The following is a 22,216-nucleotide window of genomic DNA, read 5'->3' on the forward strand; positions in this document are numbered from 1 at the left end:
AAATGCTTCAGGACAAAGACCGCATCTTCACCAACATCTACGGCCTCTTCGACAAGTCGCTGGCCGGCGCCATGGCGCGCGGCGCCTGGGACAACACGCCGGGGCTCATTGCCAAGGGCCGTGACTGGATCGTCAACGAGATGAAGGCGTCCGGCTTGCGCGGACGCGGCGGCGCCGGCTTCCCGACCGGCCTCAAATGGTCGTTCATGCCCAAGCAGAGCGACGGCCGGCCGAGCTATCTCGTCATCAACGCCGACGAATCCGAGCCCGGCACCTGCAAGGACCGCGATATCCTGCGCAACGATCCGCACACGCTGGTCGAAGGCGCGTTTCTGGCCGGCTTCGCCATGGGCGCGATTGCCGCCTACATCTATGTGCGCGGCGAGTTCATCCGCGAGCGCGAGGCGTTGCAGCGGGCGATCGAGGAGGCTTACGAGGCCAAGCTGATCGGCAAGAACAACACATCGGGCTACGATTTCGAAATCTACATGCATCACGGCGCCGGCGCCTATATCTGCGGCGAGGAAACGGCGCTGCTGGAAAGCCTCGAAGGCAAGAAGGGCCAGCCCCGGCTTAAGCCGCCATTCCCGGCCAATGTCGGCCTCTATGGCTGCCCGACCACGGTCAACAATGTCGAATCGATCGCCGTGGCGCCGACCATTCTGCGACGGGGGGCTGCCTGGTTCTCGTCCTTCGGCCGGCCCAACAATGTCGGCACCAAGCTGTTCTGCATCTCCGGCCACGTCAACAATCCGTGCACCGTAGAAGAGGCGATGTCGATCCCGTTCCGTGAACTGATCGAGACGCATTGCGGCGGCATTCGCGGCGGCTGGGACAATCTTCTGGCGGTCATTCCGGGCGGCGCCTCGGTGCCGCTGGTGCCGGCCGAGCAGATCATCGACACGCCGATGGACTTCGACGCGCTGCGCGACCTCAAGTCCGGCCTCGGCACGGCGGCGGTCATCGTCATGGACAAGTCGACCGACGTCGTAAAGGCGATCGCGCGGTTGTCCTACTTCTACAAGCACGAGAGCTGCGGCCAGTGCACGCCGTGCCGCGAGGGCACAGGCTGGATGTGGCGGGTGATGGAGCGGTTGGTGCGCGGCGAGGCGCAGAAGCGCGAGATCGACATGCTGCTCGACGTCACCAAGCAGGTCGAGGGCCATACGATCTGCGCGCTGGGCGACGCGGCCGCCTGGCCGATCCAGGGCCTGATGCGGCATTTCCGCGGCGAGGTGGAGCGGCGCATCGACGAGTTTTCGCGCAACGCGCACCGGGCCGAACCGGTGATGGTGGCGGCTGAATAAGAAGAAACTTTGAAGGCGGGAAGAAAACGGGGCGGGGCGAACGAAGAAACGACCAGGAGAACCCTATGGCGCCGTATTCGACACCCTACCCATTGATGCCTAATTTGGACCAGATCGAGAAGATGAACCAGGACCTGACCAGGATGATGCCGAAGGAGATGGCCAGCGCCGTCAACCTTTTCGTGCATCCTGTCGCGGGTGCGGCGGCGATGTCGGCGCTTGGCATCGGGCTCGCCAATCATGCGTTCGGCGTCTGGATGGGCGCGCTTTCGGGAGCCGCCGAGGCGTCGCAGCGCCTCATGCAGCCGCTGATCGAGGATTTCGAGGCCAGGATCGAGCAATTCGAGGATGCGAACTCTTCGTCCACCCGGGCGCGGGCGACGGCCAAGACCCTGATCGCCGAGGCGCAGTCCTTTGCCCAGGAAGTCACCGACATTGCCGCCAGGGAAGCCGCCACCACGGCGCCAGCGGCCGCCGCGCGTCCGGCGACGGGCGATGTGCCCGACGTGCTGATGCCCGAGGATTTCCGCCAGCCCAAGGCCATGGACAGGCCGGCGAAGCCTTCGGACCTGAAGGCGATATCGGGCATCGGCCCGAAGCTGGAGAAGGTGCTGAACGGCCTGGGTGTCTGGACTTACGCCCAGATCGCCGCATGGTCGCCGCAGGAGATCGCCTGGGTCGACGATTATCTGTCGTTCAACGGCCGCATCGGCCGCGACGACTGGACAGGCCAGGCCACGGCGCTGGCCGCGAAGAAGTGAATGAAATGTCGGGCGCTGCGTCTGCCGCGCCCGGAAAATGAGATTGCGGGAAATCCGCAGGGGTTTGAGACGAATGGCAAAGCTCAAGGTCGACGGGAAAGAAATCACTGTACCCGACCACTACACGCTGCTGCAGGCGGCGGAGGACGCTGGCGCGGAAGTGCCGCGCTTCTGCTTCCATGAGCGGCTGTCGATCGCCGGCAATTGCCGCATGTGCCTGATCGAGGTGAAGGGCGGGCCGCCCAAGCCTCAGGCCTCCTGCGCCATGGGCGTGCGCGACCTGCGCCCCGGCCCCAATGGCGAGCCGCCGGAAATCTTCACCAACACGCCGATGGTCAAGAAGGCCCGGGAAGGCGTGATGGAATTCCTGCTGATCAACCATCCGCTGGATTGCCCGATATGCGACCAGGGCGGCGAGTGCGACCTGCAGGACCAGGCGATGGCCTTCGGCGTCGATTCCTCGCGCTATCACGAGAACAAGCGCGCGGTCGAAGACAAGTATATCGGCCCGCTGGTCAAGACGGTGATGAACCGCTGCATCCACTGCACGCGCTGCGTCCGCTTCACCACCGAGGTTGCCGGCATTTCCGAACTTGGCCTGATCGGCCGTGGCGAGGATGCGGAGATCACCACCTATCTCGAACAGGCGATGACCTCGGAGCTGCAGGGCAATGTCATCGATCTCTGCCCGGTCGGCGCGCTGACCTCCAAGCCTTTCGCCTTCCAGGCGCGGCCGTGGGAACTGACCAAGACCGAATCCATCGACGTCATGGACGCCGTCGGCTCGGCGATCCGCGTCGACAGCCGTGGCCGCGAAGTGATGCGCATCCTGCCGCGCGTCAACGAGCAGGTGAACGAGGAGTGGATTTCCGACAAGACCCGCTTCATCTGGGACGGCCTGCGCACGCAGCGCCTCGACCGCCCCTATGTACGCAAGGACGGCAAGCTGGTTCCGGCAAGCTGGGCCGAGGCCTTCGCGGCGATCAAGGGCGCGGTTTCGGCGGCAGCTCCCGACAAGATTGGCGCGATATCAGGCGATCTGGCGGCGGTCGAGGAAATCTACGCTCTGAAGCTCCTTATGGCTTCGCTGGGCTCGAAGAACACCGATTGCCGCCAGGATGGCGCCGCACTCGATCCGGCGCTCGGACGCGCCAGCTATATCTTCAACCCGACCATCGAAGGCATCGAACAGGCCGACGCGGTGCTGATCATCGGTGCCAATCCGCGCTACGAGGCCTCGGTGCTCAATGCCCGCATCCGCAAGCGCTGGCGTCTCGGCAATCTCCCGGTCGGCGTCGTCGGCGATATCGGCGACACACGCTATGACTATGAACAGCTGGGCGCCGGACCGGATTCGCTGAAGGATCTGGCGGACGGCAACGGCAAGTTCTTCCAGACGCTGAAGAAGGCGACGCATCCCCTGATCATCGTCGGCCAGGGTGCGCTGGCGCGCGCCGATGGCGCGGCGGTGCTCGGCCAGGCGGCCAGGCTCGCCGCTGCCGTGAATGCTGCCCGCGCCGACTGGAACGGCTTTGCCGTGCTGCACAATGCGGCGGCGCGCGTCGGCGGCCTCGACCTCGGCTTCGTGCCGGGCGAGGGCGGCAAGGCCGTAGCCGGCATGCTTGGCGAGACGGATGTGCTGTTCCTGCTCGGCGCCGACGAGATCGATATGTCGAAGACCGGCGGCGCCTTCGTCGTCTATGTCGGCACGCATGGCGACGCCGGCGCGCACCGCGCCAATGTCATCCTGCCGGCGGCCGCCTATACGGAGAAGTCCGGCACCTACGTCAACACCGAGGGGCGTGTGCAGCAGACCAACCGCGCCGGCTTCGCGCCGGGCGATGCGCGCGAGGATTGGGCGATCTTGAGAGCCCTATCGGATGTGCTGGGCAAGAAGCTGCCGTTCGACTCGCTGCCGCAGCTGCGTGCCAAGCTTTATGGCGAATACCCGCATCTGGCCCGCATCGACCAGGTCGCGGCCGGCAATGCCGAGGACATCGCCAATGTGGCGAAGCTCGGCGGGCGGCTGAACAAGGGCACGTTCACCTCGCCGGTCACGGATTTCTACCTGACCAATCCGATCGCGCGCGCGTCGGCCGTGATGGCTGAATGCTCGGCATTGGCCAAGAGCGGCTTCAAGCAGGCGGCGGAATAAGCATGGACACCTTCTTTGCCTTCTACGTGCTGCCGGCGCTGTTGATCCTCCTGAAATCGGTCGTGCTGATCGTTATCCTTTTGGTCTTCGTCGCCTACATTCTCTACGCCGACCGCAAGATCTGGGCGGCGGTGCAGCTGCGCCGCGGCCCGAATGTCGTCGGCCCCTGGGGTACGCTGCAGGCCTTTGCCGACCTGCTGAAATTCGTCTTCAAGGAACCGGTCATCCCGTCCGGCGCCAACAAGGGCGTGTTCCTCCTGGCGCCGCTGGTTTCGGCGGTGCTGGCGATCTCGGCCTGGGCGGTCATTCCGGTCAATGAGGGCTGGGCGATCGCCAACGTCAATGTCGGCATCCTCTATGTCTTCGCGATCTCCTCGCTCGAGGTCTATGGCGTGATCATGGGCGGCTGGGCGTCCAATTCGAAATATCCGTTCCTCGGCGCGCTGCGTTCGGCAGCGCAGATGGTGTCCTACGAGGTCTCGATCGGCTTCGTCATCGTCACCGTTCTGCTGACCGCCGGCTCGCTCAACCTCAGCGATATCGTGCTGTCGCAGCATGACGGAATTGGCACACGGCTTGGCCTGCCCAACACCTTCCTCGACTGGAACTGGCTGGCGCTGTTCCCGATGTTCATCATCTTCTTCATCTCGGCGCTGGCCGAGACGAACCGGCCGCCCTTCGATCTGGTGGAAGCCGAATCGGAGCTGGTCGCCGGCCACATGGTCGAATATTCCTCGACGCCGTTCCTGCTGTTCTTCCTGGGCGAGTATGTCGCCATCGTCCTGATGTGCGCGCTGGCCACCATCCTGTTCCTCGGCGGCTGGCTGCCGCCCTTCGACTTCGCGCCCTTCACTTGGGTGCCGGGCGTCATCTGGTTCGTGCTGAAGGTCTGCTTCGTGTTCTTCGGCATCTCGATGGTGAAGGCCTTCGTGCCGCGCTACCGCTACGACCAGCTGATGCGGCTGGGCTGGAAAGTGTTCCTGCCGATCTCGCTGTTCATGGTCGTCGCCACCGCGGCCTTCCTCAAGATCACGGGGTTTGCGTGATGTCCGCTCTGTCCCAGGCCGCAAAATCGCTGCTGCTGCAGGATTTCGTCAGCGCCTTCTTCCTGTCGATGCGCCAGTTCTTCGCGCCGAAGGAGACGATCAACTATCCGCATGAGAAGGGGCCGACCAGCCCGCGCTTCCGGGGCGAGCATGCGCTGCGCCGCTATCCCAATGGCGAGGAACGCTGCATTGCCTGCAAATTGTGCGAGGCGATCTGCCCGGCGCAGGCCATCACCATCGAGGCCGGGCCGCGCCGCAATGACGGCACGCGCCGCACGGTGCGCTACGACATCGACATGGTGAAGTGCATCTATTGCGGCTTCTGCCAGGAAGCCTGCCCGGTCGACGCCATTGTCGAGGGGCCGAATTTCGAGTTCGCGACGGAGACGCGCGAGGAACTCTACTACGACAAGGACAAGCTGTTGGCGAATGGCGACCGGTGGGAGCGCGAACTGGCGCGCAACATCTCGCTGGACTCGCCTTATCGGTGATTAGCGTGCTTCTCCCCATTCACGGGGAGAAGATGCCGGCAGGCAGATGAGGGCGGCGCCAAGGCTGCAAATCTCCGCGCTGCCCCTCATCCGGCCCTTCGGGCCACCTTCTCCCCGTGAACGGGGAGAAGGAACAAGAAAGTGGACGGCGCGACGTCGCACGTCTAAGGACAACGCGGCTTCGCTACCGGAGGCGGGACGAAGCCAAAGACAACAAACAGGACGAGCGTCCTGTTTGGACAGGAACCCGGGGGATCCCCAATGCTGAGTGGACTAGAGGCGGCCTTTTTCTACCTCTTCGCCTTTGTCGCGGTGGCATCGGCGTTCATGGTCATTTCGTCGCGCAACCCCGTGCATTCGGTGCTGTTCCTGATCCTGACCTTCTTCAACGCCGCCGGCCTGTTCATGCTGACCGGCGCCGAGTTCCTGGCGATGATCCTGCTCGTCGTCTATGTCGGCGCGGTGATGGTGCTGTTCCTGTTCGTCGTCATGATGCTCGACGTCGATTTCGCCGAGCTGAAGAGCGGCGCCCTGCAATACGCGCCGATCGGCGCGCTGGTCGGGCTGATCCTGGCGGCGGAGCTGATCATCGTGCTCGGCGGCTACACCTTCGCGCCAAAACTCGCCTCGACGGTCGCAAAGCCAATTCCGGACCTCGCCGCGCGTTCTAACACGGCCGCGCTCGGCGACATCCTCTATACCGACTACCTCTACTACTTCCAGATTTCGGGCCTCATCCTGCTGGTCGCCATGATCGGCGCCATCGTCTTGACGCTGCGCCACAAGGAAGGGGTCAAGCGGCAGTCGATCGCAGCCCAGGTCGGCCGCACGCCGGCGACCGGCATGGAAATCCGCAAGGTCAAGTCGGGCGAAGGAGTCTGAGATGGTCGTCGGCATCGCACATTATCTGACCGTATCGGCGATCCTGTTCACGCTCGGCGTGTTCGGCATCTTCCTGAACCGCAAGAACGTCATCGTCATCCTGATGTCGGTCGAGCTGATCCTGCTGGCGGTCAACATCAATTTCGTCGCCTTCTCGGCGGCGCTCGGCGATCTGGTCGGCCAGGTGTTCGCGCTGTTCGTGCTGACGGTCGCTGCGGCTGAAGCCGCGATCGGACTTGCCATTCTCGTCGTCTTCTTCCGCAACCGCGGCTCGATCGCGGTCGAAGACGTGAACATGATGAAGGGTTGACGGGGCGACTATGTATCAAGCGATCGTCTTCCTTCCGCTGCTCGGCTTCCTGATCGTAGGCCTGTTCGGCAACGCGCTCGGCGCCAAGGCATCCGAATACATCACCTCGGGCTTCCTGGTGATCTCGGCGGTGCTGTCTTGGGTCGCCTTCTTCAGCGTCGGCTTCGGCCATGGCGAAGTGTTCACCGTGCCGGTGCTGCACTGGATTCAGTCCGGCGGGCTGGACGTCTCCTGGGCGCTCAGGATCGACACGCTGACGGTGGTGATGCTGGTGGTGGTCAACACCGTGTCGGCGCTGGTGCATATCTATTCGATCGGCTACATGCACCACGATCCGAACCGGCCGCGCTTCTTCGCCTATCTGTCGCTGTTCACCTTCGCCATGCTGATGCTGGTGACGGCCGACAACCTGGTGCAGATGTTCTTCGGCTGGGAAGGGGTGGGCCTCGCGTCCTACCTGCTGATCGGTTTCTGGTACAAGAAGCCCTCGGCCAATGCCGCGGCCATCAAGGCCTTCGTCGTCAACCGCGTCGGCGATTTCGGCTTCGCGCTTGGCATTTTCGGCGTCTTCGTGCTGTTCGGCTCGGTCAATCTCGGCACCATCTTCGCCAATGCGGCGACGTTCATTCCGGCTGAAGGCGCGCCGCAGGGTGCCGCCGTGCTCACCTTCCTCGGCCATGCGCTGGACAAACAGGCGGCGATGACCGTCGTGTGCCTGCTGCTGTTCATGGGCGCCATGGGCAAGTCGGCGCAGGTGCCGCTACACACCTGGCTGCCCGACGCCATGGAAGGCCCGACACCGGTGTCGGCGCTCATCCATGCCGCCACCATGGTGACGGCCGGCGTGTTCATGCTGGCGCGGCTGTCGCCGCTGTTCGAGCTGTCGCATTCGGCGCTGACGGTGGTGACCTTCATCGGCGCCTTCACCGCTTTCTTCGCCGCGACCGTCGGTCTCGTCCAGAACGACATCAAGCGCGTCATCGCCTATTCGACCTGTTCGCAGCTCGGCTACATGTTCGTGGCGCTCGGCGTCGGCGCCTATGGCGCGGCGATCTTCCACCTGTTCACGCATGCCTTCTTCAAGGCGCTGCTGTTCCTCGGCTCGGGCTCGGTCATCCATGCCGTCTCCGACGAGCAGGACATGCGCAAGATGGGCGGTCTGAGGAAGCTGATCCCGACCACCTACTGGATGATGGTGATCGGCACGCTGGCGCTGACCGGCGTCGGCATTCCGGTGACCGTCATCGGTACCGCCGGATTCTTCTCCAAGGACGCCATCATCGAGACGGCCTTTGCCGGGCACAATTCCGTCGCGGGCCTGGCCTTCGTGCTGTTGGTCATCGCCGCCGGCTTCACCTCCTTCTATTCCTGGCGGCTGATCTTCATGACCTTCCATGGCAAGCCGCGTGCGAGCCACGAGGTGATGCATCACGTCCATGAATCTCCGCCGGTGATGCTGGTGCCGCTGTTCATTCTGGCGGCCGGTGCGCTGTTTGCCGGCATCATCTTCCACAATTCCTTCATCGGCGAAGGCTATGCCGAGTTCTGGAAGGCGTCGCTGTTCACGCTTCCGGACAACCATATCCTGCATGAAATCCATGAACTGCCGCTGTGGGTGGAGTTGTCGCCCTTCATCGCCATGCTGATCGGCCTGGCGCTGGCATGGAAGTTCTATATCCGCTCGCCGGAAATGCCGGCCAATCTCGCCGCGCAGCATCGCGGGCTCTACGCCTTCCTGCTCAACAAGTGGTATTTCGACGAGCTCTACGACTTCTTGTTCGTGCGCCCGGCAAAGGCACTCGGCCACTTCCTGTGGAAGACCGGCGACGGGACCATCATCGACGGGCTCGGACCTGACGGCATTTCGGCACGCGTCGTCGATGTCACCAACCGCGTCGTCAAGCTGCAGACCGGCTATCTCTACCACTACGCCTTCGCCATGCTGATCGGCGTTGCCGCACTCGTCACCTGGATGATGCTCTGATGACCGCCTGGCCAATCCTCTCGCTGGTCACCTTCCTGCCGCTGGTTGGTGCGCTGTTGATCCTGTTCATCAGGGATGACAGCGAAAACGCGCGCCGCAACATCCGCGCGATCGCGTTCATAACCACGGCTTTCACCTTCGTGGTATCGCTGTTCATCTGGACCGGCTTCGACAATTCGCAGGCAGGCTTCCAGTTCGTCGAGAAGACCGCCTGGCTCGACTCCGGCATTTCCTACCATATGGGCGTCGACGGCATTTCCATGCTGTTCGTCATCCTGACGACCTTCCTGATGCCGCTCTGCATCCTGGCCTCGTGGGAAGCGATCGAGAAGCGCGTCAAGGCCTATATGATCGCCTTCCTGCTCTTGGAAACGCTGATGATCGGCGTGTTCTGCGCGCTCGACATCGTGCTGTTCTACGTCTTCTTCGAAGCCGGCCTGATCCCGATGTTCATCATCATCGGCGTCTGGGGCGGCAAGCGGCGAGTCTACGCCTCGTTCAAGTTCTTCCTCTATACGCTCGCCGGTTCGGTGCTGATGCTGCTCGCCATCATGGCGATGTTCTTCCAGGCAGGCACGACCGACATCCCGACGCTTCTGACGCACAATTTCCCGGCCAACATGCAGACCTGGCTATGGCTTGCCTTCTTCGCTTCCTTCGCGGTGAAGATGCCGATGTGGCCGGTGCACACCTGGCTGCCCGACGCGCACGTCGAGGCGCCGACGGCCGGTTCCGTCATCCTGGCCGGCATCCTTTTGAAGATGGGCGGGTACGGCTTCCTGCGCTTCTCCCTGCCGATGTTCCCGCTGGCCTCCGAAATGTTCGCGCCGCTGGTGTTCACGCTCTCGGTCGTCGCCATCATCTACACTTCGCTGGTGGCGCTGATGCAGGAGGACATGAAGAAGCTGATCGCCTATTCGTCGGTCGCCCATATGGGCTTCGTCACCATGGGCATCTTCGCCATGAACCAGGAAGGCGTGCAGGGCGCGATCTTCCAGATGCTCAGCCACGGCCTGGTCTCGGGCGCGCTGTTCCTGTGCGTCGGCGTCATCTATGACCGCATGCACACGCGTGAGATCGCGGCCTATGGCGGCCTCGTCAACAACATGCCGAAATACGCCACCGTGTTCCTGATCTTCACCATGGCCAATGTCGGCCTGCCGGGCACGTCGGGCTTCGTCGGCGAATTCCTGACCATGCTGGGCGTCTTCCGGGTCAACACCTGGGTGGCGTTCTTCGCCGCCACCGGCGTCATCCTGTCGGCCGCCTACGCGCTCTGGCTCTACCGCCGGGTGATCTTCGGCGCGCTGACCAAGGACAGCCTGAAGGGGCTGCTCGACCTCTCGACCCGCGAGAAGGCGATCATCTATCCGCTGGTCATCCTGGTCATCTTCTTCGGCGTCTATCCCGCCCCCGTCTTCGACGCGACGGCCCAGTCGGTCAAGTCGCTCGTCACCAATGTCACCGCATCCATCGGCGCCGCGCAGACCGCGGCGGCGAACTGACCCAGGGGTTTTGCGAATCATGACGCCGGACCTTCTCTCCAGCCTGTCGCTCTCGACGCCCGAGCTGATCCTTGCCATCGGCGCGCTCGCGCTGCTGATGGTCGGGGCCTATTCGCGTTCCAACACCGCCAATACGGTGACCGGCCTTGCCGTCGCCGTGCTGGTGATAGCGGGCGCCTGGCTGATCTTTTCGACGGGGCAGGGCAGCGCCTATGGCAACGCCTTCGTCCAGGATTCCTTCGCCCGCTTCATGAAGGTGCTGGCGCTGGTCGGCTCGGCGGTGACGCTGGTGATGTCGATGCGCTTTGCCAAGGCGGAGCGTTTCGACAAGTTCGAATATCCGGTGCTGATCCTGCTCTGCACGCTGGGCATGATGCTGATGATCTCGGCCAACGGCATGATCGGGCTCTATCTCGGCCTCGAACTGCAGTCGCTGGCGATCTATGTGCTGGCCGCGATCAACCGCGACAATCTGCGTTCGACCGAAGCCGGTCTGAAATATTTCGTCCTCGGCGCGCTGTCGTCGGGCATGCTGCTCTACGGCATCAGCCTGGTCTATGGTTACACCGGCAACACCGGCTTCCAGGAGATCGCCACGGCGCTCGGCAGCGGCGAACGCCAGCTTGGCCTCGTCTTCGGCCTCGTCTTCGTGCTGGCCGGGCTTGCCTTCAAGATCTCGGCGGTGCCGTTCCACATGTGGACGCCAGACGTCTATGAGGGCGCGCCAACCCCGGTGACGGCTTTCCTGGCCGCGGCACCGAAGATGGCGGCGATGGCGCTGATCGTGCGCGTCACCATGGGTGCGTTCAAGCCGATCGCTTCCGACTGGCAGCAGATCATCGTCTTCATCTCGATCGCCTCGATGGCGCTCGGCGCCTTCGCCGCGATCGGCCAGACCAACATCAAGCGGCTGATGGCCTATTCCTCGATCGGCCATATGGGCTATGCCCTGGTCGGCCTTGCCGCCAACAGCCAGGCCGGCGTGCGCGGTGTTGCCATCTACATGCTGATCTACCTGGTGATGACGCTCGGCACCTTCGCCTTCATCCTCGCCATGCGGCGCAAGGAAGGCAATGTCGAGCAGATCAGCGATCTCGCCGGCCTTTCGTCGACCAACCCGGTCATGGCGACGATCCTGACCATCCTGATGTTCTCGCTGGCCGGCATTCCGCCGCTCGCCGGCTTCTGGGGGAAGTGGTACGTCTTCCTCGCCGCCATCAACGCCCATCTCTACGCGCTGGCGATCATCGGCGTGCTGGCCTCGGTGGTGGGCGCCTACTATTATCTGCGCATCATCAAGATCATGTGGTTCGACGAGCCGGTCGGCGGTTTCGTGCCGATGGCCAGCGAATTGCGCCTCGTGCTCGGCGTCAGCGGCGCCTTCGTGCTGTTCTACGTGCTGATCGGCGGGCCGATCGGCACCTATGCCGAAGCCGCCGCCAAGACATTTTTCTGACGGGATGGAATTTCGGCTGGCTCCAACCTCGGCGTCGGAAGGGTTCCGGCTCGAGGCGCATGACAGTGTCGGCTCCACCAACGCGCTGGCGCTGGACCATGCCCGCGCCGGCGATCCCGGCAAGCTCTGGGTCGTTTCCAAGAAGCAGGAAAGCGGGCGAGGCCGGCGCGGCCGAGCCTGGGCAACGCCGCAAGGCAATCTGGCGGCGACGCTGCTCGTGCTCACCGGCGGCGAGCTGCGCCTCGCCGCGACGCTCGGTTTCGTCGCTGGACTGGCGCTGGCCGACGCGCTCGACGCGGTGGTGCCGAAGGGCCGCATCGCGATAGGACTGGACGGCGCGAGCCAGGGACAGAACCGCTTCGAGCTGAAATGGCCGAACGATGTGCTGGCGTCAGGGGCGAAACTCGCTGGTATCCTGCTGGAGTCGGCCATGCTCGACGGTGGCCGCTTCGCGGTGGCGGTCGGCATCGGCGTCAATGTCGTGGCGCACCCGCAAGATCTGCCCTATCCCGCGACATCGCTCCACGCGCTGGGCGCGGCTTGCGATGCCGAAACGCTGTTCCTGGCGCTATCCGACGCCTGGAGCGAGAATGCCCGTCTTTGGGATGAAGGGCGTGGCCTTGCCGCCATCAGGAAGCGCTGGCTGGCCCGTGCCGCGGGCCTTGGCGGCGAGGTTGCTGTCAGAATTGACGGTAATGTGGTGCGTGGCGTGTTCGAGACCATTGACGAGGACTGCTGTTTCGTGATCCGCGACGATGAGGGTTCTGTCCTGACGGTCGCCGCCGGCGATGTGCATTTCGGCGCGGTCGCGTCCGCGCGGATATAGTTTTGTTTTTGAGCAATTCCGGCCTGAAAGCCGTTAGATACGTTTGCTGGAATTGCTTTAACGGCTTGGCCCGAGGGCCAGGAAGGGAAAAATAATGGCGAAAGCGGACAACGCCGAACTCGTCTTCGTGCCGCTCGGCGGCGTCGGCGAGATCGGCATGAACTTCGCCCTCTACGGCTACGGCCCACCGAGCGCGCGCGAGTGGATCGTCATCGATGTCGGCGTCACCTTTCCCGACGCGGCGCATCCGGGCGTCGACCTGATCCTGCCCGACACGCGCTTCATCGAGGAGAACCTCGCCAATTTGCGCGGCATCATCATCACCCACGCGCATGAGGACCATTACGGCGCGCTGCTCGACATCTGGCCGAAGCTGAAGGCGCCAGTCTGGATGACGCCGTTCAGCGCTGGCCTGCTGGACGCCAAGCGGCAAGGCGAGCAGGGCGCGCCGAAAATCCCGGTGACGATCTACCGGGCCGGCGAAAAGTTCACCGTCGGTCCCTTCGAGATCGAAGCCATTCCGGTGGCACACTCGATTCCAGAACCGATGTCGCTGGCAATCACGTCGCCGGCGGGCACCGTCATCCACACCGGCGACTGGAAGATCGATCCGGAACCGACGATCGGACCCAAGACCGACGAAGCGCGGTTTCGCGCCTATGGCGACAAGGGCGTGCTGGCGCTGATCTGCGATTCGACCAATGCGCTGCGCGAAGGCGAATCGCCTTCGGAAGTGGCGGTGGGCGAGGGCCTGAAAGGCGTCATCCAGGCCGCCAAGGGCCGCGTCGCCGTCACCACATTCTCCTCCAATGTCGGGCGCATCGTTTCGATCGCCCGGGCGGCGCGCGATGCCGGCCGCCAGTGTCTCGTGCTCGGTCGGTCGCTGAAGCGGGTCATCGATGTGGCCGACGAGCTTGGCTACATGGACGGGCTGCCGGAGTTCATCGCCGAGGAGGATTTCGGCTTCATCCCGCGCGAAAACCTGGTCATTATCTGCACCGGCAGCCAGGGGGAGCCGCTGGCGGCCCTTGCCAAGCTGTCGCGCGACGAGATGAAATCGGTGTCGCTGACGGCGGGCGACACGGTGGTGTTTTCCTCGCGCACCATTCCCGGCAACGAGAAGGCGATCCTCGAAATCAAGAACCGCCTCATCGATCTCGGCATCAAGATCATCGAGGACGGCGATGCGCTGGTGCACGTCTCCGGCCACCCCCGGCGCAGCGAATTGCGCAAAATGTACGAATGGGTGCGCCCGCAAATCGGCGTTCCCGTGCATGGCGAGGCGGCGCATCTGGTGGCGCAGGGCTCGCTGATGTCGACCTCCGGCATCGGCCAGGTGGCGCAGGTGCGCGACGGCGACATGCTGCGGCTCGCGCCTGGTCCCGCCACCATCATCGACCAGGTGCCGTTCGGCCGCGTCTACAAGGACGGCAACCTGATCGGCACCGATCAGGCGATGGGCATTCGCGACCGGCGCAAACTGTCCTTTGCCGGTCATGTCGCGGTCAATGTCGTGCTCGACGACAAGTATGAGCTGGCCGGCGATCCCGACCTGGTCGCCATCGGCGTCGCCGAGGCGGATGCCAGCGGCGAGACGCTCGAGGATTTGATGATCGACGCGGCCGTCGGCGCGGTCGATTCGATCCCGCGCCAGCGCCGCAAGGACCTCGACCTGGTGCAGGAGGCTGTACGGCGCGCGGTGCGTGGCGCGGCCAACGAAGCCTGGGGCAAGAAGCCGCTGGTGACGGTGTTTGTGACCAGGTAGTGAGTAGTGAATAATGAATAGTCATGTCCGCTGTTTGGTACCACTCACTACTCACTACCCCCCGGAGTGAACCAATGCTCGGACGGCTGAACCATGTCGCGCTTGCGGTGCCGGATCTGGCTGCAGCCATTGCCGCTTACCGCGACACGCTCGGCGCCGAAGTGACCGAGCCGCAGGCGTTGCCGGAGCATGGCGTCACCGTGGTGTTCGTCAATGTCGGCAACACCAAGATCGAATTGCTGGAGCCGCTGGGCGAGAACTCGCCGATCGCGGCGTTCCTGGCGAAGAACCCGTCCGGCGGCATGCATCATCTCTGCTACGAGGTCGACGACATCCTGGCAGCGCGCGACCAACTCAAGGCCGCCGGTGCCCGCGTGCTGGGCGACGGCAATCCAAAGCCAGGGGCGCATGGCAAGCCGGTACTGTTCCTGCATCCGAAGGATTTCTTCGGCACGCTGATCGAACTGGAGCAATCATGAGCTGGGTCTCGTTCACGGCGCTGTTTTTCGCGACCTGGTGGGTGGTGCTGTTTGCCGTCCTGCCGTTCAGCGTCAGGACGCAGGACGACGATCACGAGGTGACGCTGGGCACGGTTCCGAGCGCGCCGCGCGGGCCACATATGTTGCGCGCCGTGATCCGCACCACCATCGCGACGGCTGTTCTGATGGGCATTTTCTATGGCCTGACGCATGGGCTGGGATACAGCCTCAATGACATCCCGCACATCGTGCCGGATTTTGGCCAGACCCCGGCCAAGTAGGTAGCCCGGCAAAGGTGCTTCGACGAGATCGAAGCCGCGGATGGGCATCGGGACGCCGCCCGGTCTGGCGGCCATGAGCTGCTGACGCAAGGTCATGTAGCCCGGCAAATCACGGTGCTAACCAGATGATTGCACAAAAAAAATGCAAGGCACGAGGCCTTGCAATTAAACGCGTCCGATCTGTTTCCGGTTTCCGGCGGCAGCGAGTAACCGCGCCTAGATCGCATCCTCCCAAGACTTTGACCGCGTAGGAAGGCAGATTTTTTTCTGCCCTCTCGGTTATCGGGGCACATTAGCCCAACCGAAATGAAAATGTCACGAAGAATTTTGCCTTGAAACGGGCATTCTCGTGCTGCACTGCACAATAGTGCGGCAGGCTTTGCTTTTGAAACGAACAGCAAGCCTTCGCGCCATGTTCACGATTGACGCGCGCAAAGAATTGGCGCCTCAACCCTAAGAGGTTCGGTGGGTTCCATTGTCGGCGCCGGCATATCCGAAGCGAGGGATTCCGGGCCGGAAGCGGCCGATGTGCCGGCATGTCCGGGTTTCCATTCCGTCATGAAATCGCTATGAAGCCGGGGCAAGCAAGCCTGCGCCGCGTCGATTCTGGCGTGGCCATTCTCATTCACGGACCAGTCCATGCGTTTGTCGCGCTATTTCCTGCCTATTCTCAAAGAAAATCCGCGCGAGGCCGAAATCGTTTCGCATCGGCTGATGCTGCGCGCCGGCATGATTCGCCAGCAGGGGCAGGGCAGTTTTTCCTGGCTGCCATTGGGCAAGCGGGTGCTGGACAAGGTCTGCAAGATCATCCGCGAGGAGCAGAACCGCGCCGGCGCGCTGGAGATCCTGATGCCGACCATCCAGTCGGCCGATCTTTGGCGCGAGAGCGGTCGTTACAACGACTACGGCAAGGAGATGCTGCGCATCAAGGACCGGCAGGACCGCGACATGCTCTACGGTCCGACCAACGAGGAAATGGTCACCGAGATTTTTCGCGCCTACGTCAAGTCCTACAAGGACCTGCCGCTCAACCTCTACCATATCCAGTGGAAGTTCCGTGACGAGGTGCGTCCGCGCTTCGGCGTCATGCGTTCGCGCGAATTCCTGATGAAGGACGCCTATTCCTTCGATCTCGACTTCGAGGGAGCGCGGGCCGCCTATAACAGGATGTTCGTCTCCTACCTCAGGACCTTCACGCGCATGGGGCTGCAGGCCATCCCGATGCGGGCCGACACCGGGCCGATCGGCGGCGATCTCAGCCACGAATTCATCATCCTGGCCGACACCGGCGAAAGCCAGGTCTTCTGCCATCGCGATTACCTGTCGCTCGCCGTGCCCGGCGCCAACACCGATTTCGCCGATGACGGGGAGATCGCCGATATCGTCAAGATTTGGACGACGCCTTACGCCGCCACCGACGAGATGCATGACGAAGCGGCCTGGGAGAAGGTTCCGTCAGCCGACCAGGTGTCGGCGCGCGGCATCGAGGTCGGACACATCTTCCACTTCGGCGAAAAATATTCCAAGCCCATGGGCGCCAAGGTGACCGGGCCCGACGGCAAGGATCATTTCGCCTCGGGCGGCTCCTACGGCATCGGCCCGTCGCGGCTGGTGGCGGCGATCATCGAGGCCAGCCACGACGAGAACGGCATCATCTGGCCCGATGCCGTGGCGCCGTTCGATATCGGCCTGATCAACATGAAGGCGGGCGACGCCGACTGCGACCGCGTCTGCGACGAGCTCAACGCCGCCTTCACCGCCGCCGGCAAGGACGTGCTCTACGACGACACCGACCAGCGGCCGGGCGGCAAGTTCGCCACCGCCGACCTGATCGGCCTGCCCTGGCAGGTGATCGTCGGCCCGCGCGGCGTGGCCGCCGGCGACGTCGAGATCAAGAACCGCAAAACCGGCGAGCGCGTGACGCTGCCGATCGCCGACGCGGCGAAACGCTTCGGTGCCGCCGCATGAGTGAGGCGGCGGCTGCGAGATCGGCGGGCGCCGGCCCGTTTTCCATCTTCGAACGCACGGTCGCGTGGCGCTATTTGCGTTCGCGACGCAAGGAGACGGTGATCTCGGTGATCGCCTCGATCTCCTTCCTCGGCATCATGCTGGGGGTGGCGACGCTGATCGTTGTCATGGCCGTGATGAACGGGTTTCGCGCCGAGCTCTTGACGCGCATCCTTGGCGTCAACGGCCATCTGATCGTGCAGCCACTGGATTCGCCACTCGAGGACTATGCCCAGGTTGCCGCCCGCATCAACGGTGTACCGGGCGTCAAATACGCCATTCCACTGATCGATGGCCAGGTGCTGGCGCAAGGCAATGTCGGTGGCGGCACCGGCGCGCTGGTGCGCGGCATCCGGCGCGAAGATCTCGGCAAGATCGCCATCGTGGCCAGCAACATCAAGCAAGGTTCGCTCGCCGATTTCGATACCGGCGAGGGCGTGGCCATCGGCAAGCGCATGGCCGAGAATCTCGGCCTGACGCTGGGCGATACCATCACGCTCATCTCGCCGGATGGCGACGTGACGCCGATCGGCACGACGCCGCGCATGAAGGGCTACAAGATATCGGCGATCTTCGAAGTCGGCATGTCGGAATATGACACCTCCATCGTCTATATGCCGTTCTCCGAAGCGCAGCTCTATTTCAACATGGACGGCCGGGCGCAGACGATCGAGATCTATGTCGACAATCCCGACGATGTCGACGCGCTGAAGCCGAAGGTGGAGGCGGCGGCGCAGCGGCCGATCGACATGGTCGACTGGCGCCAGCGCAACGAAACCTTCTTTTCCGCGCTTCAGGTCGAGCGCAACGTCATGTTCATGATCCTGACGCTGATCGTGCTGGTGGCGGCGCTCAACATCATTTCCGGGCTGATCATGTTGGTGAAGGACAAGGGGCACGACATCGCCATCCTGCGCACCATGGGCGCCTCACGCGGCGCCATCCTGCGCATCTTCCTGATGACGGGAGCCGCGATCGGCGTCACCGGCACGCTCGCCGGCGTGCTGCTCGGCGTCGTCATCTGCACCAACATCGAATCGATCCGCCAGTTCTTCTCCTGGATGACCGGCAAGGTGCTGTTCAATCCGGAGCTCTATTTCCTCAGCCAGTTGCCGGCCAAGATGGATCCGCGCGAGACGACCTATGTCATCATCATGGCGCTGGCGCTGTCCTTCCTGGCAACCGTGTTTCCCGCATGGCGGGCCGCCCGCCTCGATCCGGTCGAAGCCTTGAGGTACGAGTAGTGGCCGAGGTCATTATCGAGCTGAAGAGCGTCGAGCGGCACTATGTCCAGGGGCCGCGCAAGCTCACCATCCTGAACGGCGCCGATTTCTCGCTGCGGCGCGGCGAGATGGTGGCGCTGGTGGCGCCGTCCGGCACCGGCAAGTCGACGCTGCTGCACACCGCTGGCCTGCTGGAACGCCCCGACGCCGGCGACGTGATCCTGTCCGGCCGGGCCTGCGGCCGGCTGTCCGACGACGAGCGCACCTCGATCCGCCGCAACGACGTCGGCTTCGTCTATCAGTTCCACCATTTGCTGCCGGAGTTTTCGGCGCTTGAAAACATCATGATGCCGCAGCTCATCAAGGGGCTGTCGCGTAAGGAAGCGGCCGAACGCGCGGCGCAGCTGCTCGACTACATGCAGATCGGCAAGCGGGCGTCCCACCGGCCATCCGAGCTGTCCGGCGGCGAACAGCAGCGCGTCGCCATCGCGCGCGCGGTCGCCAACGCGCCGCTGGTGCTGCTCGCCGACGAGCCGACCGGAAACCTCGACCCGGTCACCGCCTCCTACGTCTTCGAGGCGCTGGAGGCGCTGGTGAGGCAATCGGGGCTCGCCGCACTGATCGCCACCCACAATCATGAACTGGCATCGCGCATGGACCGGCGGGTTACGCTGGCCGACGGCAAGGTGGTGCCGCTTTAAGGCACGCCGATATTCGGACGAGGCCGGCCTGCGGACGGCAGGTTCCTGCGCTTCCGGTACTCACGTACGTTAAGTACGCTCTGTTCCGGTTCTCGGAACCTACCATCCTCGGTTCGGCCTGATCCGAATCTCGACGCGCCTCGAATCGCGCCAAGAAATCTCCATCAACCTTTTCTTAACCCTGCGAAACCGACTCCTCACGAATTCGCATCCGGGGCTTTGAGGTGCGTTGACATCGAAACAAAATTAGAACAAATTGCGAACATATCAATAACAGGAGAGAGCTATGACCGATCTGGTTCAGGATGTCGTCTCGCTGGTTTGCATGAGTGCCTTCCTTGTTTCCATGGCGATCTGGATCGGAGCCATGTGATTTGGCGGCGCCCGCCGTCGCTGTTCCTCGATGGCAAAGGGCGCTCCGCCGTTAAGCTTTTCTTGCCGCGGCAAAGTTAGGATGCGCTTCCAAGGCAGGGAGCAATGTCCAGGTGTTGCCCATCGTCACGGCCATTCTGGTGGCCAGCAATCTCGGGCTGATCTTTCTCTTGATGACCGTGCCGCTTGGTTTGCGCACGGTCCGGTCGAGCCGCATCGTGGCAATGGACCGGCAGCGCCTGTGGCAGGCGCTGTGGCCGCTTGGCAGCGATGCCGGCTGGTCCGGCGAGATCCTGTCGGCGCAGCCGCTGGACGAAGAGAGCGTGGCCCGCATCATGCTGTCGTGGGAAGGCCGCGACGGCAAGCCGATCGAGCGCAGGGCGCGGTTTGAGGACGTCGTCGAGGGCAGCCGCTTCTCGATGCGGGTGATCGAGGACACCGCGCTCGATGCCTCGTTCTGGAAGGATTACAGCGAGACCGCCGAACTGGTTTCGGAGGGCAGCGCCACGCGCGTGACGCTAGGCCGGACCGACCGGTATCGCGGCGTCGCCTTCCTGGTGTTCCGGTACTTCGCCATGCGCCGCGAGCTCTCCAAGCTGCAGCGTTGGGCGGTAACCGGGCAGTACCGCAAGGGTGGCTGGTTCGAGCATCCGCTGAGCCAGGTCGGCTTTGCCGTGCTGTCGGCGTTGATCCTGTGGCCGTTCTTCGGCCTCCATCTCGGCGGGCTGGCGCTGGCCGCGATCCTGACATCGGTGGTGGCGCTGCATGAACTCGGCCACATGGCGGCGTTCCGGCTGACCGGCCATTGCAGGGTGCGGATGATCTTCATCCCGCTACTTGGCGGCATCGCCATTGGCGGCCGGCCCTACAACAGCCGTTTCGAAGTGGCCTTCGTGGCGTTGATGGGGGCGGGGTTCTCCGCCTTCCTGGTGCCGATCGTCATTGCCGCCAGCGTGTTTGCCGGCGGCGAGGGCCACAAGGTGGCGGCCGCGCTGCTGGCGGCGCTGGCAGGCTGCGCGGCCCTGTTCAACATCGCCAATCTGGTGCCGGTGTGGAAATTCGACGGCGGTCAGGTGCTGCGCCAGATCTGCCCGGGGCCGATCGTGCTCGCGCTGGCGTCGTTCTTCCTGCTGTCTGCCTTTCTGGCGCTTGGCTGGCAGGCTGGCTTTTCCCTGGGTTTCCTGCTGGCGGCCGGTGCGGTGTTTTCGGTCCTCAGCCTGCTCACCGTCGGCAGCGGGGTGAAGCCACGTCACGAACTGGAGCCGATCGGCACCTTCGATCGTATTGCCCTCGCGGGCGCCTTGCTGGCGGCGTTCGCCATCCATGGCTGCGGCGTGCTGTGGGCTTCCGCCCAGCTGATCTAAGGTGTGTCGATATTCAGGTGATGCCGACCTGCAAACGGTGGGCTCGGCCTGACCTGAATCTCAACACACCTTAGGCAGTTCTCAGACCGAGAGGGTCAGCCGGTCTTGCGGGCCGCTTCGGCGGGCAAGGCCGCGGCGGCACCGAACACATCCTCGAAAGCGGATTTCAGTGCCAGGTCGAGATCGGCCATGGTCAGGGGCAGGCCAAGGTCGACGAGGCTGGTGACGCCGTGATCCTGCACACCGCATGGCACGATGCCGCCGAAATGGGCGAGGTCCGGCTCGACATTGATGGCGATGCCGTGAAAGCTCACCCAGCGCCGCAGCCGGATGCCGATCGCCGCGATCTTGTCCTCGGCCGGTGAACCGTCGGGCAAAGCAGGGCGGTCCGGCCGCACCACCCAGACGCCGACCCGGTCCTCGCGGCGTTCCCCGCGCACGTTGAAGGCGGCGAGCGTGCCGATGATCCATTGTTCGAGCGAGGCGACGAAGGCGCGCACGTCCTCGCGCCGGCGCTTCAGGTCGAGCATGACATAGGCAACCCGCTGGCCGGGTCCATGATAGGTGTATTCGCCGCCCCGTCCTGCCGAAAAGACCGGGAAGCGGTCGGGTTCGATCAGGTCCTCGATGCGGGCGCTGGTGCCGGCGGTGTAGAGGGGCGGATGCTCGACCAGCCAGACCATCTCTCCGGCGGCCCCGCTACGGATCGCCTCGGCGCGCGCCTCCATGAAGGCAAGCGCGTCGGGATAGGCGGTGAGGCCGGGCTGGACCAGCCATTCGACCGGCGCCGAACCGGGCAGGGGCAGGAACGACGTGGCGATCTGGCTGCGTTCTGTCATGACGTGTCTCGTGTTGCCTCCATATGGCGATATCGGGCGCAAACGTCCAGTTCGGGGCGCTCATTCCAATCCTGTGGACCGTTATGCAATCGCCTGGGATTATTGCGCATTGCGCACTTGTTTCGCTGGAAACGATTTGCTACACGCCGCGAGCCGGTCGGTTCCGGCTCCTACCACGTGCGGTCGTGGCGGAATTGGTAGACGCGCAGCGTTGAGGTCGCTGTGGGGCAACCCGTGGAAGTTCGAGTCTTCTCGACCGCACCATTTTCTCCCTGGCAAATCTCTGTTCTCTAGCGGCAGCTCCCGATCGTGCCAGGGACCCGCCTCTCGTCCAAATCCTTCGGTCGCGCTGTGCCGGCGTGAACGCCTTGATGCAGCCACCGGCTCTTTAAACGAAGCGGCGGCGCGTCGTGCCATGCACCGCCGTTCTGTGTCTTCGAACTGCCTGAATTCGCCCGATCC

General features: G+C 63.7%; 19 protein-coding genes and 1 tRNA gene. 19 read left to right on the forward strand and 1 reads right to left on the reverse strand.

Annotation, left to right across the window (positions count from 1 at the left end):
- Positions 1–2 precede the first annotated feature (2 nt).
- From nuoF to LB569_RS28015, 18 genes are all read left to right on the forward strand, one after another.
- Positions 3–1,307: an NADH-quinone oxidoreductase subunit NuoF gene (gene nuoF, locus LB569_RS27930; RefSeq protein ID WP_140701779.1), complete on the forward strand. Its 1,305-nt coding sequence runs from the start codon at positions 3–5 to the stop codon at positions 1,305–1,307.
- A gap of 65 nt (positions 1,308–1,372) precedes the next feature.
- Positions 1,373–2,068 (forward strand): NADH-ubiquinone dehydrogenase, encoded by a 696-nt coding sequence (locus LB569_RS27935; RefSeq protein ID WP_224694896.1) that lies wholly within the window; start codon positions 1,373–1,375, stop codon positions 2,066–2,068.
- A 73-nt stretch (positions 2,069–2,141) separates the two neighbouring features.
- Positions 2,142–4,223, forward strand: a complete 2,082-nt coding sequence (gene nuoG / locus LB569_RS27940; protein WP_224694897.1) for an NADH-quinone oxidoreductase subunit NuoG — start codon at positions 2,142–2,144, stop codon at positions 4,221–4,223.
- 2 nt (positions 4,224–4,225) lie between these two features.
- Positions 4,226–5,269 carry an NADH-quinone oxidoreductase subunit NuoH gene (gene nuoH / locus LB569_RS27945; RefSeq protein ID WP_224694898.1) on the forward strand — a complete coding sequence of 348 codons (1,044 nt, stop codon included), beginning with the start codon at positions 4,226–4,228 and terminating at the stop codon, positions 5,267–5,269.
- Complete coding sequence (nuoI, locus tag LB569_RS27950) at positions 5,269–5,760, forward strand: NADH-quinone oxidoreductase subunit NuoI (RefSeq protein ID WP_023812382.1); 492 nt, start codon at positions 5,269–5,271, stop codon at positions 5,758–5,760. The genes nuoH and nuoI overlap by 1 nt, the downstream gene beginning before the upstream one ends.
- Positions 5,761–6,021: 261 nt before the next feature.
- The gene (locus LB569_RS27955; protein WP_224540148.1) at positions 6,022–6,642 is read left to right on the forward strand and encodes an NADH-quinone oxidoreductase subunit J; all 621 of its coding nucleotides are present in this window, start codon (positions 6,022–6,024) and stop codon (positions 6,640–6,642) included.
- A gap of 1 nt (position 6,643) precedes the next feature.
- Positions 6,644–6,952 (forward strand): NADH-quinone oxidoreductase subunit NuoK, encoded by a 309-nt coding sequence (gene nuoK, locus LB569_RS27960; RefSeq protein ID WP_019858930.1) that lies wholly within the window; start codon positions 6,644–6,646, stop codon positions 6,950–6,952.
- A 10-nt stretch (positions 6,953–6,962) separates the two neighbouring features.
- A complete protein-coding gene (gene nuoL, locus LB569_RS27965) occupies positions 6,963–8,936 on the forward strand; it encodes an NADH-quinone oxidoreductase subunit L (protein ID WP_224694899.1) in 1,974 nt (657 codons plus the stop codon).
- Positions 8,936–10,441: an NADH-quinone oxidoreductase subunit M gene (locus LB569_RS27970; RefSeq protein ID WP_140701772.1), complete on the forward strand. Its 1,506-nt coding sequence runs from the start codon at positions 8,936–8,938 to the stop codon at positions 10,439–10,441. The genes nuoL and LB569_RS27970 overlap by 1 nt, the downstream gene beginning before the upstream one ends.
- A gap of 19 nt (positions 10,442–10,460) precedes the next feature.
- Positions 10,461–11,897 (forward strand): NADH-quinone oxidoreductase subunit NuoN, encoded by a 1,437-nt coding sequence (gene nuoN, locus LB569_RS27975; protein WP_224540152.1) that lies wholly within the window; start codon positions 10,461–10,463, stop codon positions 11,895–11,897.
- Positions 11,898–11,901: 4 nt separating this feature from the next.
- On the forward strand, positions 11,902–12,723 hold the full coding sequence (locus tag LB569_RS27980) for a biotin--[acetyl-CoA-carboxylase] ligase (RefSeq protein WP_224694900.1): 822 nt from the start codon (positions 11,902–11,904) through the stop codon (positions 12,721–12,723).
- Between the two features lie 94 nt (positions 12,724–12,817).
- Complete coding sequence (locus LB569_RS27985) at positions 12,818–14,488, forward strand: ribonuclease J (RefSeq protein WP_224694901.1); 1,671 nt, start codon at positions 12,818–12,820, stop codon at positions 14,486–14,488.
- Positions 14,489–14,562: 74 nt separating this feature from the next.
- A complete protein-coding gene (gene mce, locus LB569_RS27990; protein WP_140701768.1) occupies positions 14,563–14,967 on the forward strand; it encodes a methylmalonyl-CoA epimerase in 405 nt (134 codons plus the stop codon).
- Positions 14,964–15,248, forward strand: coding sequence for a DUF1467 family protein (locus LB569_RS27995; RefSeq protein WP_224694902.1), 285 nt, complete (start codon positions 14,964–14,966; stop codon positions 15,246–15,248). The genes mce and LB569_RS27995 overlap by 4 nt, the downstream gene beginning before the upstream one ends.
- Positions 15,249–15,887: 639 nt before the next feature.
- Positions 15,888–17,216, forward strand: coding sequence for a proline--tRNA ligase (proS, locus tag LB569_RS28000; RefSeq protein ID WP_224694903.1), 1,329 nt, complete (start codon positions 15,888–15,890; stop codon positions 17,214–17,216).
- Positions 17,213–18,499: a lipoprotein-releasing ABC transporter permease subunit gene (locus LB569_RS28005; protein ID WP_224694904.1), complete on the forward strand. Its 1,287-nt coding sequence runs from the start codon at positions 17,213–17,215 to the stop codon at positions 18,497–18,499. Before proS ends, LB569_RS28005 begins: the two co-directional genes overlap by 4 nt.
- Positions 18,451–19,179 (forward strand): ABC transporter ATP-binding protein, encoded by a 729-nt coding sequence (locus tag LB569_RS28010; RefSeq protein ID WP_224540163.1) that lies wholly within the window; start codon positions 18,451–18,453, stop codon positions 19,177–19,179. Before LB569_RS28005 ends, LB569_RS28010 begins: the two co-directional genes overlap by 49 nt.
- Before the next feature lie 485 nt (positions 19,180–19,664).
- On the forward strand, positions 19,665–20,915 hold the full coding sequence (locus LB569_RS28015) for a site-2 protease family protein (protein WP_224694905.1): 1,251 nt from the start codon (positions 19,665–19,667) through the stop codon (positions 20,913–20,915).
- A 95-nt stretch (positions 20,916–21,010) separates the two neighbouring features.
- Here the strand turns inward: LB569_RS28015 and lipB are convergent, their stop codons facing one another.
- Positions 21,011–21,754: a lipoyl(octanoyl) transferase LipB gene (gene lipB / locus LB569_RS28020; RefSeq protein ID WP_224694906.1), complete on the reverse strand. Its 744-nt coding sequence runs from the start codon at positions 21,752–21,754 to the stop codon at positions 21,011–21,013.
- Between the two features lie 179 nt (positions 21,755–21,933).
- On the opposite strand from lipB, the gene LB569_RS28025 reads away from it, so the two are divergent.
- Positions 21,934–22,018 (forward strand) — tRNA-Leu (locus LB569_RS28025).
- Positions 22,019–22,216: the final 198 nt, after the last annotated feature.

It is taken from the genome of Mesorhizobium sp. BH1-1-4 (assembly GCF_020165665.1).
Classification (GTDB): Bacteria; Pseudomonadota; Alphaproteobacteria; order Rhizobiales; family Rhizobiaceae; genus Mesorhizobium.